At 57.4% G+C, this 11,951-nt stretch carries 12 protein-coding genes; 7 read left to right on the top strand and 5 right to left on the bottom strand.

Features of this window, described 5'->3' with window-relative positions; genetic code table 11:
* Positions 1-108 precede the first annotated feature (108 nt).
* Positions 109-1,911: a PHA/PHB synthase family protein gene (locus tag ACR0LN_RS03285; RefSeq protein ID WP_480427767.1), complete on the bottom strand. Its 1,803-nt coding sequence runs from the start codon at positions 1,909-1,911 to the stop codon at positions 109-111.
* A 113-nt stretch (positions 1,912-2,024) separates the two neighbouring features.
* Between ACR0LN_RS03285 and phaZ the strand changes: the two genes are divergently transcribed.
* Positions 2,025-3,296, top strand: a complete 1,272-nt coding sequence (gene phaZ, locus ACR0LN_RS03280) for a polyhydroxyalkanoate depolymerase (protein ID WP_480427766.1) — start codon at positions 2,025-2,027, stop codon at positions 3,294-3,296.
* Positions 3,297-3,300: 4 nt separating this feature from the next.
* Complete coding sequence (locus tag ACR0LN_RS03275; protein WP_480427765.1) at positions 3,301-3,885, top strand: DUF6151 family protein; 585 nt, start codon at positions 3,301-3,303, stop codon at positions 3,883-3,885.
* On the opposite strand, the gene ACR0LN_RS03270 is transcribed toward ACR0LN_RS03275, so the two are convergent.
* The 4 genes from ACR0LN_RS03270 to ACR0LN_RS03255 all read right to left on the bottom strand — a co-directional run bounded on the left by ACR0LN_RS03270 (position 3,876) and on the right by ACR0LN_RS03255 (position 7,054).
* Positions 3,876-4,592, bottom strand: coding sequence for an alpha/beta fold hydrolase (locus ACR0LN_RS03270; protein ID WP_480427764.1), 717 nt, complete (start codon positions 4,590-4,592; stop codon positions 3,876-3,878). The two genes, ACR0LN_RS03275 and ACR0LN_RS03270, sit on opposite strands and share 10 nt — an antisense overlap.
* An 85-nt stretch (positions 4,593-4,677) precedes the next feature.
* Positions 4,678-5,292, bottom strand: a complete 615-nt coding sequence (locus ACR0LN_RS03265; RefSeq protein ID WP_480428347.1) for a hypothetical protein — start codon at positions 5,290-5,292, stop codon at positions 4,678-4,680.
* A 20-nt stretch (positions 5,293-5,312) separates the two neighbouring features.
* On the bottom strand, positions 5,313-6,305 hold the full coding sequence (locus ACR0LN_RS03260) for an alpha/beta hydrolase (protein WP_480427763.1): 993 nt from the start codon (positions 6,303-6,305) through the stop codon (positions 5,313-5,315).
* The gene (locus ACR0LN_RS03255; RefSeq protein WP_480427762.1) at positions 6,305-7,054 is read right to left on the bottom strand and encodes an alpha/beta hydrolase; all 750 of its coding nucleotides are present in this window, start codon (positions 7,052-7,054) and stop codon (positions 6,305-6,307) included. Before ACR0LN_RS03255 ends, ACR0LN_RS03260 begins: the two co-directional genes overlap by 1 nt.
* A gap of 216 nt (positions 7,055-7,270) precedes the next feature.
* Between ACR0LN_RS03255 and thrS the strand changes: the two genes are divergently transcribed.
* From thrS to ACR0LN_RS03230, 5 genes are all read left to right on the top strand, one after another.
* On the top strand, positions 7,271-9,229 hold the full coding sequence (gene thrS, locus ACR0LN_RS03250; RefSeq protein WP_480427761.1) for a threonine--tRNA ligase: 1,959 nt from the start codon (positions 7,271-7,273) through the stop codon (positions 9,227-9,229).
* A 222-nt stretch (positions 9,230-9,451) separates the two neighbouring features.
* Positions 9,452-9,739, top strand: coding sequence for a BufA1 family periplasmic bufferin-type metallophore (locus ACR0LN_RS03245; protein ID WP_480427760.1), 288 nt, complete (start codon positions 9,452-9,454; stop codon positions 9,737-9,739).
* 71 nt (positions 9,740-9,810) lie between these two features.
* Positions 9,811-10,668: an MNIO family bufferin maturase gene (gene bufB / locus ACR0LN_RS03240; RefSeq protein ID WP_480427759.1), complete on the top strand. Its 858-nt coding sequence runs from the start codon at positions 9,811-9,813 to the stop codon at positions 10,666-10,668.
* A complete protein-coding gene (locus ACR0LN_RS03235) occupies positions 10,665-11,426 on the top strand; it encodes an HvfC/BufC family peptide modification chaperone (RefSeq protein ID WP_480427757.1) in 762 nt (253 codons plus the stop codon). The genes bufB and ACR0LN_RS03235 overlap by 4 nt, the downstream gene beginning before the upstream one ends.
* Positions 11,423-11,950 (top strand): DoxX family protein, encoded by a 528-nt coding sequence (locus ACR0LN_RS03230; protein WP_480427756.1) that lies wholly within the window; start codon positions 11,423-11,425, stop codon positions 11,948-11,950. Before ACR0LN_RS03235 ends, ACR0LN_RS03230 begins: the two co-directional genes overlap by 4 nt.
* The last annotated feature ends 1 nt before the right edge of the window (position 11,951 follow it).

Here is an 11,951-nt window from a genome sequence, read left to right as displayed (position 1 = left end):
CGGGCCCACCCCGGCTTTCATCAGCTTGAGGACAATATGATTGCTGCACCGCAGCATTGCAAGTTTTTTCTTGCTGCGGTGCAGAATATTTTTGGTTTCAGAATGAAATCAGCCGTTTGGATTAGCCACAACATAAGTGCCGGGCGCCGGGGCAAGCCGCGGATGATCCGAATCGCCCGTGTCGCGCGCGGGGACCTGCTTGCCCGACCGCTTCTTCAGCCACGCCTCCCACATGGGCCACCACGAGCCTTTGTTGAAGTCGGCCTCTTTCAGCCAGGTGTCGGCATCCGCCGTCAGGTCTGGATTGGTATAGTGGCCGTATTTCTTCTTGCTGGGCGGATTAACGATTCCTGCTATATGACCCGACTCTGAAACCACGAAAGTCTTAGACCGCGAGCCCATCTTCTGCACGCCGCGATAACAGTCTTTCCACGCGGCGATATGATCGGTCTCGCAAGTGATCGCCATAAGCGGTACGTCCACGTCGTTTAGGCGCAGCTTGTGCCCCAACACTTCAAACCCGTCGGTGGCAAATTCATTGCGCTGACACAGGCCGCGCAAATACTCCACAGTCATCTTGGCCGGAAGGTTTGCCCCGTCGCCGTTCCAGTACAGCAGATCAAAGGCGGGCGGGACCTCGCCCATCATGTAACTGCGAATTGCCGGACCGTAGACAAGATCGCGCGAGCGCAGGAAGGACATAGTACGGGCCATAATCCATGACCGCAAAATGCCCTCTTTCTTTACCTCTTCCTCAACACCATCAATGAAATCGTTCTGAAGGAAGGGTGTGAACTCACCCTGATCCGAGAAATCGGTCAGCGCGGTAAACAAAGTGGCAGATTTGACCGACTTGTCACCGCGCTGCTTCATCAGCGCCAAGGTCAAGCTAAGCGTGGTGCCGGCAATACAGTAACCGATCGCGTTGACTTGCTTGACGTTGCAGATCTTCTTGGCCTCTGCGATCGCGGTCAGGAAACCGTCCTGCACGTAATCCTCGATACCGGTATCAGCGTAGCTTTCATCCGGGTTGACCCAGCTGACCACGAACAGCGTATAGCCCTGCTCGGTGATCCATTTGATCAGGCTGTTCTGCGCTTTGAGGTCAAGAATGTAGAATTTGTTGATCCAGGGCGGGAACAGCACGATGGGCGTTTCGTGTACTGTCTCGGTCGCAGGTTTGTACTGGATCAGCTCCATCATCCGATTGCGATAGACCACATCACCCGGTGTCGTCGCAAGATTTCCGCCAACTTCAAAGGCGCTTTCGTCGGCCAGCTTGACCACCAACTCGCCATCGTTCGCCTCAAGGTCTGAAACCAGGTTCTCAAGCCCCTGGATCAGTGACTCCCCTTCGGTTTCAACGGCCTTTTGCAGCGCATCCGGATTGGTGGCCAGAAAATTCGTCGGTGCCATCATGTCGATGATCTGCTGCGAGAAATACCGCAGGCGCCGCTTATCCTTCTCATCCATATCCTCGACCGAAGCAACCGCCTGAGAAATTGCTGCTGCGTTGGTCTGGTACTGCTGTCGAATAAGGCGGAAATAGGGGTTTGTTTCCCACAGAGGGTTGGTAAAGCGCTTGTCGCTGGATTTGGCTGCTTCGTCTTCGACCTCGCCCGTCGCCAAGGCCTGCTGCGCTTCGGCAAAATTCATAACCGATTTACCCCAGTACTCAATCTGCTGCTCCAAAAGCTTGGCGGGGTTTTGCAAGGCTTCGGACCAATAGACCGTTGCTGCTCGTGCAAAAAGTTCTTGATTCGGGGCGTCCAGAGCGGGTGTATGCGGCTTTTTCACCGCCATCACTTCGATCAATCGTTTCGACAGCTCCTCGACCCGTTCCATATTTTCTTTAAGGCGTTCAATACTTTCGTCATTGGCTTCTGGCATCTGGTGTTCACTAGTTGTCATTTTAACAATTCCCCCGTAACCTTGCTGCTATGCAGAATAACGTCGTGGGTGTCGGGGGGCAAAGCGGCGAATGGTCCGAAATAATAGGCTGACATTTAGGAGGCCCCTTTCCCATGCGCTATATGATTACATACGATCTGATGGAGACGTTGCGCAACACCAACCAATGGATGGGCGCAACTGCCAGCGCAATGGCATCGTACCCGATTTTGTCCATGGTCCCCAACCCCGCATTCAGCATGATGGCTGCTTGGGGAGAGGTAACCGAACGCACGTTCCAGCGCATGGTCGTCAAACCCGACTGGGGTATCCGCACCTTCACCTGCGAAGACGGGAAGGACCATCTGGTCGATATCACCACCATCGTCGAACGCCCATTTGGCGATCTTTTGCATTTCCGCGTAAACGGTCGTGAAGAGCAGCCGCGCAAGGTTTTGCTGGTTGCGCCGATGTCCGGGCACTATGCCACACTGCTGAGATCGACCGTAAAAAGTCTGCTGGTCAATTGCGAAGTCTACATTACCGATTGGCATAATGCGCGTGACATCCCCGTGTCGGAAGGCAAGTTCGATGTTGAGGACTATACCCTCTATCTTGTCGATTTTATGAAAGAGCTTGGCCCGGACACCCATGTTGTCGCCGTGTGCCAGCCTGCCCCGCTCACCCTTGCCGCCACAGCGTATCTGGCCGAGGTCGAACCCAAGGCGCAACCCAGCACCCTGACTCTGATTGGCGGTCCTGTAGATCCTGACGCCACCCCGACCGATGTGACCGATTTTGGCCGCCGTGTCACAATGGGCCAGCTGGAAGAGACGATGATTCAGCGCGTTGGATTCAAGTACAAGGGCGTTGGCCGCATGGTCTATCCCGGCCTGCTGCAACTGGCGTCTTTTATGTCGATGAACGCCGAGCGTCATACTCAGGCATTTACCGATCAGATTCAGCGTGTCATGCGGGGTGAGGCTTCAGACCATGATGCCCACAACCGGTTCTACGACGAATATCTGGCCGTTATGGACATGACCGCCGAGTTCTACCTGTCAACGGTCGAGCGTGTCTTTAAAAATCGCGAAATCGCCAAAAACGAGTTCGTTGTGGCGGGCCACAAGGTGGATATCGGCAAGATCACCGACGTCGCGGTCATGACAGTCGAAGGTGCGAATGACGACATTTCCGCCCCCGGTCAATGTATCGCGGCGCTTGATCTGTGCACCGGTCTGCCGGATTCGAAAAAAGCCAGCCATGTAGAGCCGGGTGCCGGGCACTATGGCATCTTTGCCGGGCGCAGCTGGCGCGATAATATTCGCCCCTTGGTCATCGACGTCATGAACGCCAATTCACGCAAACCACGTCGGCGGGCTGCCAACAGCAACAAGGTCGCCTGATTAAATGGGCAGGAGAACGGCGCAGCCGTTGGCCTTCTCCTGCACCTGCGGTTCGCTGCTCGGTCACATCACCGCTGCCGGAGTGCGCTCGGGCACCCATGTTGGCTGTTTCTGTAACGATTGTCGTGCGGCGCAACTGTACTTTGGGCAACCGGACCCCGCCCCTGGGCCGATCAGCATTCTTCAGATGAGCTCGGAAGAAATTCGCTTCGACAAAGGCGCGGAACACCTTGCGATGATGCAGCTCAGCCCCAAAGGGATGCTGCGATGGTACGCCAAGTGCTGCAATGCACCGCTTGCGACGACAGCGCGGTCCGCGAAAATTCCGTTCGCCGGGTTTATTGTCAAGCGTGTCTCCGACCCCAGCGCGCTTGGTCCGATCATGACGCGAGGATTTGTTCCCCGACCGGACGGCAAACAGTCGCACGAGAAGCTGCGTTATGCTGCTGTTGGACTGCTGACAAGGCTCGCGAAATCCTGGATGTCCGGCAGCTGGAAGAACACGCCCTTCTTCGAAACGGGCAGCGGCAAACCTGTTGTCGCGCCCAAAATCCTCAGCAAAGCCGAGCGCGCAAAATTCTACCCATAGGCCATCCGCGCAGGAGTGCCGAGCCACGCTGCCAATGCATCATTCACAATTTGAGGCGTTTCAAGGGTCGGCAAATGCCCAGCTTCGTCGACGATCTTCAGCTCGGCCCCCGGGATCAGTTCTGCCATGAACGCATGTTTACGCACCGGTGTCAGCGTGTCGTGCGCCCCGCATAGAACCAGAGTCGGCACAGCGATACGCCGTAGCTCGCCTTGCTGATCAGGACGCCGCTGCAAGGCGCGGACATGCCGCTCGAACACCTCTGGCCCTTGATCCATCGCCATCGCGATGAAGTCATTCAATATCGGAACACGTTGCGGCCCCGGCGCCAATGCGTCGGAGCTGATGATCATGCGTATGACGTCCTCTAGCCGTCCAGCTTTGGCACCCACCAACAGTTCTTCGCGCGCGGCTGCCAGTTGAGGCGTATCGGCCTGGGCATCTGTCGCCATCAGGCACAGGCGCGACACACGGCTTGGCGCGCGTCGAATGATCTCCAGCGCAATGACGCCGCCGATGCCCAACCCACACAAAGCAAAGCGGTGCGGCAGTTGGTCCAGAAGGGCCGAAGCGTTTTCTTCAACCCGTTCTCCCAGCGAAACCGGCGCAACCGTGACTGCGCGTTGCTGCGACAGGCTGCTGAGTTGGGGCGCAAAAAGCCGTGCGTCGCACATCATTTCTGGCAGGAAAACCAATGGCTCGATCACGCAGGGCCTCGCGAAGCTTCAAAAATTCAATCGGTATACTCAACTGATAGGATGAAAAGTTTTGCCAGTCCGGGCAAGTTAAACTTCAGGGATAGATGATGCCCCTGAATGTCGGAAAATCCGCATACCGGCTGCGTCGGGTAACCAAGTCTTCGCCCGGCTCTGCGCCGGGGTGCAAAAGGCATCCGCGCGGTGCAATATAGCTATCGATCCGGCGGTGGGGTTTGGGCCGCCAGACCAGATTGAAGGCGCAGAGCTTAGGAAAGAACCAGATCTCGGAATAATCCAAATGGTCATGCATCCACCACGCCAGATCGCGCCAGTCCCGCCCGGTTTCGTACTGATCGGCGAACCAAGGAATGACGATTGAGGCACCTGCGATCCGTGCGTCCCCCTCACCACGATCCCAGATATGGCACTCCAACGGATTGTCATTGCGGGCACAATTCAGGCGGTTTTCATTCCCGAATTGGTTCAAAGAAGGCGAACGATATCCAGACCGAACCGCAACCCGACCAAACGTCTCTTCCAGCGGATCAAGCAAGGTCTGGCAAAACGCGCGCCCGGTTTCGATGGCCAGGTCAGGATTGTCGGGAAGGTTCTGCTTTTCATGAAAATTCCCGATCTCGGAATACAGAAAATCCCGCATGAAGAAATGCCGGGACAGGCGCACGCGGCCAAGCGTTTCAAGGCTCCACATGCTGCCCGGCTTGCGCATCGCTACTCCACTCCAATCCCTTTGAGCCAGTCCAGAATACCTGCCACAGTCGCGTCGGTCTGCCCCGGAGACATCAAACGCCCCGCGATCACGTGAGACATTGGATCATCTCCCGGCCCCATCGTCACCAGTTCGACCGTTGCAGGCCCTCCCCAAGCGTCGGCCACCTTGTGCGTCAGATCGGGCCGCACCACCTGATCATCATCCGAGAACCAGAACAGCGCAGGCACCTGCGCACCCGAGAAATCCAGCGCATAGACAGTTTCAACCAAAACGGTCATCGGCACCACTGACTCCCACGGATAGACCGCCGTCCAGTATTTGTTCTTCTCCGGGTCCGGGCCGGATACGTCTCGCTCCTCGCCCATCACCAAAGGCAGCCAGGTCCGCGCCCACGGCAGGCCGGGGATCCACGCGCCTGGGGAGTTCACCCCGAAATTAGGAGAAACGAAAACCAAACCGGCAATATCCTTGCTTAGCTCATCATCCAACGCGGCAGCAGCGGCCAGTGTCCCACCGGTCGAGGTGGACATCACAACAACCTTGTCCCCTACGGCCCGTGCCGCAGCCAGCCCTTCGGCCATATCCTGCATCCAGCCCGAAGCCGTCACCTCGCCCATCGCGCGACCATCCCGGCCATGGCCTTGTAGCCGCGTGTAGACCAGATTGGCCCCCAACGCATCAGCGATCATGTCAGGCACTGGTCGAATTTCTTCGGACGAGGCCGAGAATCCGTGGACATAGAGAACCGAAACCGGCGTGCGCTGTTCCTGGAACCCATCCTGCCAGATCACCCGTTTCTCTACACCCGGCACGATGTCGTCATAGCCCGATTCAGCGCTTTCGAAATAGACCTGAACACCTTCACCGAACTTTCGCGGATCAAACCGAGGATGCAGGTTGACCTCTTCACGCGGGCCAAACCAATAGATCAGCCCACCGATGACAATCAGCGCCAGCAGCAGGCGTCCAAGCAGCCATCCAAAGCGCTGCATCAGGTGTTGCCCATCACTTCAAGAACTGCGCGTTCAATTATGCCCAAACACGGCCCGTCCGAGAACCGATGATCCGCGTCCTTGACCAGCAACAGCCGCATATCCGGCCCGGTGGCGTGCTCCAACAAACGTACAGCCGTTTCCGTTGATACGGCCGTATCCGCCGTACCCTGCAAGAACCGAACCGGGAAAGACAATTCCAGCGCATCCCGCAAAACAAGCCGCTGCCGTCCGTCCTCGATCATCCGTTTGGTGATGACGTAGGGCTCCATGTAATCTGAAGGCAGTTCAACATGGCCGACACTGTCCAGCACCGCTTTCTGTTGATCGCTGAACGACGCCCAATACCCGTCCTCGGTGAAATCCGGCGCGGCTGCGATCGTGACCATACCTGCGATGCGCTCAGGCATCGCTTTGGCCAGCAACAGCGCCTGCCACCCGCCCATGGACGAGCCGACAATGATCAGCGGCCCCTCGGTCAGCGTCGACACAGCCGCGACGGTATCCTCATGCCAATCTCCGATGCAGCCATCTGTAAAGTCTTCGGAACTCTCCCCGTGCCCTGAATAGTCGAACCGCAAAAAGGCTTGCTCTCGCGCCTGCGCCCAAGCCTCAAGATGCACCGCCTTTGTGCCCTCCATATCCGATTTCAGACCGCCCAGAAAAACGATGGTCGGTCCTACCCCATCAGTCTTGTGATAGGCCAATCGCCGCCCCTGCGGTGTTTCAAGAAATTCCGTCACTGCCATGAAACCCTCTTTCCTTTTCCAGCATCATGCACGCCCCCCGCCCAAGTGCAATTCCGTGATCCCTCTTCATCTGGCTAAAAATACCTCGGGGAGCGCGAGGGGCTGGCCCCTCGCCCCAGCCACTTGACACAAGCACCCCCACCTGCCAAAGCAGCCAAACACCATAACCCGCAACCGGGCGTTCAGTGGGCGCCAAACCGACGAGGAGAGCCAACCATGGCTTTAGACTCACAGTCAGTCTCTCTCAAATTTCCCGATGGCAATTCACGTTCCTACGACGCTGGCGTCACGCCCGCGCAGGTCGCTGCTGATATTTCAACCTCGCTGGCTAAAAAGGCCATCTCGGCTACGGTAAATGGTCGGCACTGGGACCTGCAGTGGCCCATCGAAGCCGACGCCGACATTGCCATCCACACGATGAAGGATGAAGAACAGGCCAATGAGCTGATCCGCCACGATCTGGCCCATGTCATGGCCCGCGCCGTGCAGGAAATCTGGCCCGCCACCAAAGTCACCATCGGCCCCGTCATCGAAAACGGCTGGTACTACGACTTCGACCGGGCTGAGCCGTTCACTCCCGAAGATCTCGGCCTCATCGAGAAAAAGATGAAAGAGATCATCAACAAACGTGATCCGGTCACCACCGAGGTCTGGGATCGTGAGCGCGCGATCGAGTTCTACAAGGCCAATAATGAGCCCTACAAGGTCGAGCTGATCGAAGCCATTCCGGGCGACGAGCCGCTGCGCATGTACTGGCACGGCCACTGGCAAGACCTGTGCCGCGGCCCGCATCTGCAACATACCGGCCAACTACCGGGCGACGCCTTCAAGCTGATGTCCATCGCGGGGGCCTATTGGCGCGGCGATAGCGACCGCGCCATGCTGCAGCGTATCTACGGCGTGGCCTTCACCGGCAAGGAAAAGCTGAAAGCGTATCTTCATATGCTGGAAGAGGCCGCCAAGCGCGACCACCGCAAGCTGGGCCGAGAAATGGACCTGTTCCACATGCAGGAAGAGGCCCCCGGCCAGATCTTCTGGCACCCGAACGGTTGGAAAATCTACACCACCCTGCAGGACTACATGCGTCGGATGCAGGAACGTGACGGCTATGTCGAGGTAAACACCCCTCAGGTCGTTGACCGTAAACTGTGGGAAGCTTCAGGTCACTGGGACAAGTACCAAGAAAACATGTTCATCGTCGAAGTGGACGAAGATCATGCCCGCGAAAAAGCGATCAACGCTTTGAAGCCGATGAACTGCCCTTGCCATGTGCAGGTGTTTAATCAGGGCCTGAAATCCTATCGCGACCTGCCGCTGCGGATGGCCGAGTTCGGGTCGTGCGCACGGTACGAACCTTCGGGTGCTCTGCACGGTATTATGCGGGTTCGTGGCTTTACGCAGGATGATGGTCACATATTCTGTGCCGAAGATCAGATCGAATCCGAAACCGCAAAGTTCATCGCCTTCCTGTCCAAGGTCTACGCTGACCTGGGCTTCCATGACTGGACGATCAAGCTGTCTACCCGCCCGGAAAAACGTATCGGGTCTGACGAAAGCTGGGATCTGGTCGAAAAGGCTCTGGGCGATGCCTGTAAGGCCGCCGGGTACGACTATGAGATCCTCGAAGGCGAAGGCGCGTTTTATGGCCCCAAGCTGGAGTTCACACTGACCGACGCCATCGGTCGGACATGGCAATGCGGCACGCTGCAAGTTGACCCCAACCTGCCCGAGCGTTTGGACGCCAGCTTTATCGGGGCTGACGGTGCGAAACACCGCCCGTTCATGCTGCACCGGGCAACGCTGGGTTCGTTCGAGAGGTTCATCGGCATCCTGATCGAAGAACATGCAGGCAAGCTGCCGTTCTGGCTGGCGCCTCGTCAGGTCGTTGTTGCCTCGATCACGTCCGAGGCCGATGCCTATGTGAACGAAGTGGTCGAGACTCTCAAGGCCGCTGGTGTCCGGGCCGAAGCCGACATCCGCAACGAGAAGATCAACTACAAAGTGCGCGAACATTCGGTCGGCAAAGTTCCGGTCATTCTGGCCGTCGGTCATCGCGAGGTCGAAGAACGCACCGTCAGTGTCCGCCGTCTGGGTGAAAAACAGACCCAGGTCCAACCGCTTGACGTTGTAACAAATGAGCTGTCCAAGGCGGCAACCCCGCCCGATCTGCTGTAACATTCGGCCACAAATTGCCGGAAATCCGGCCCCGAAATTGGGGCCGGATTGAAACAATTTCCAATTTTCATTTCAAAAACAGTTTGTTAACCTTCAAGAGGGCATGTCATTTCCTGACGGGGTTGTGAGACACGGGCTCGTGAATTCAAGTGCAGCCCAGCAAGTACTACCTTTGTCATTGTCACAAGAAGACATACGCAGTCATCAAAAGGGATTACCGAGATGTCGAACACCGCAAAAACACTGGTCATCGCAAGCGCAGTCGCAGCCGCCGTATCGGGCGCAGCAACCACTGCCACTGCGCAAGCCAAAGAGAAATGCTATGGCGTATCGCTGGCCGGTCAGAACGACTGCGCCGCTGGCCCCGGCACCACCTGCGCGGGTACATCGACCGTGGATTATCAGGGCAACGCCTGGACCTTGGTCGACGCGGGCACCTGCGCCGATATCGAACTACCGGACAACCGCAAAGGCTCGCTGGAACCGCTGGAACGCGACCTGCCAGCATAAGCCTGAGCTTTCGAAGAACTGAAGGGGCGGGCCATATCGCCCGCCTCTTCGTTGTGACTGGGAGCACGCACATGTTGGATAAAACGACCAGATCGAACAAGCTGCCTGCCGCGCCTGGCGTCGGCTACAAACCCCAGCACTTCGCGCAGATACTTGACGATGCGCACCCGGTGTCATGGCTTGAGATCCACGCCGAGAACTACATGGGTGATGGTGGCCGTCCATTGGCCCAATTGCGCCATCTATCGGAACACTTCCCAATCTCGGTCCACGGTGTTGGCCTGTCCATTGGCGGCGAAGGCCCGTTGGACCAAGGTCACCTTGCCCGGCTGAAACATCTGATCGGCTGGCTGAACCCGGCGAGCTTTTCCGAGCATCTGGCTTGGTCGACCCATAATAGCCATTTCCTGAATGACCTTTTGCCCCTGCCCTATACCGACGCCACACTGACCCGCATCTGCGAGCATATTGATCTGGTGCAAGAAACCGTCGGGCGGGAAATGCTGCTGGAGAACCCATCCAGTTATTTGGCGTTCGAAGAAAGCACATGGTCCGAACCCGACTTCTTGCGTGAGATTGCTCGCCGCACCGGCTGTGGCTTGCTGCTGGACGTAAATAACGTGTTTGTATCGGCCACCAACCTGGATTTCTCGCCGCAAGGATACATCGACGCCTACCCCTTGGAAGAAGTAGGTGAAATTCACCTGGGTGGGCATGATGAGGACGAGGACGACCACGGCCACCCGCTGCTGATCGACAGCCACGGGCGCGAGGTGGTCGATCCGGTCTGGGCGCTGCTGGATTACGTTCTGGACCAGTCTGGACCGAAACCTCTGCTGATCGAATGGGACACGGATGTCCCCGACTGGCCTGTCTTGCGGGCCGAAGCAGACCGCGCACAAACGGCCCTGGATCGGGTGCCGGCATGAATGTGTCGCAATCCACTTTCCACACAGCTTTGCTTGACCCTTCGGCAGCTATCCCCAAGGGGCTATTGGACGCCGACGCACAGCCCGCCGGCCGCCGGTTCAACGTGTACCGCAACAACGTCGCGGTGTCGCTAACCGAAGCCATGCATCAAGCCTTTCCAGTCATCACCAAGCTGCTGGGCTCGCAGAATATGGACGGATTGGCTGGGATTTTTCTGCGTAAGCACCCACCCTCTTCACCGCTGATGATGTTCTATGGCGAGGAATTCCCAAGCTTTCTTGCTGGCATGGAACAACTCTCACATCTGGGCTACCTGCCCGACGTTGCGCGGCTGGAACTGGCACTGCGCCGGTCGTACCACGCCGCCGATAGCGAAGCCGCCCCGGCGGATGCGCTGGCAATTCCACCCGAAGACATTATGCGGGCGCGGTTGGGATTTGCTCCGTCGATTCAGGTTCTGCAATCGGACTGGCCTGTGTTCTCGATTTGGCGCTTCAACACCGAAGATGGCGCCCCCAAGCCAACAGCCAGCGCCGAAGATATCCTAGTTACCCGACCGGACTATGATCCTGTTCCGCATCTGCTGCCACAAGGCGGCGCGCATTGGATCGCGGGTTTGCAGGTCGGGCAAACCATAGGCCGCGCGTTTGAAGAAACGGCGGCCCATTTCCCCGAATTTGACCTTGGGGCCACTCTGGCGCTGCTTTTGCAAGGTGGCGCAATAACCTCTGTGACTATCGAAAGGCTGGCAACATGACTGCCCTGATCTCATTGCACAACAACACCCTGGGACGGTTGGAAATGACCTCCGGCTGGTTGACACCGACCTTGGCCCGTCTGGTCTTTGCGGCAACGTTGCTGGTGTATTACTGGAACTCGGCAAAAACCAAACTGGGTAGCGGGTTCTTCGGGTTCCTGTCCCCATCCGACGGTGCCTATGTGCAGATCTTCCCCAAGGCAATGGAAGCCGTCAGCTATGACAGCTCGCAACTGGGTTTCATGTATTGGCTCATCGCCACAGTAGGAACATGGGCTGAGTTTATACTGCCCGCGATGATCGTTGTTGGATTGCTGTCACGTGTCGCGGCGATGGGCATGGCCGTTTTTGTCTGGGTCCAAACGGTCGTGGACGTCAATGGCCACGGAACTGAACTAGGCAGCTACTTTACGAACGCCGTCAGTTTGCTGGATGACCGGACGCTTTGGACTTTCATGTTTCTGGTGATCGTAATCAATGGCGCTGGCCCGCTGTCGCTGGACCGCGTCCTGCGCATCAAATGAC

The sequence above is a fragment of the Ruegeria sp. AA6 genome (assembly GCF_056542865.1).
Note: the sequence above shows the minus strand (reverse complement) of the source record. Positions and strands in the feature narration are given on the sequence as shown.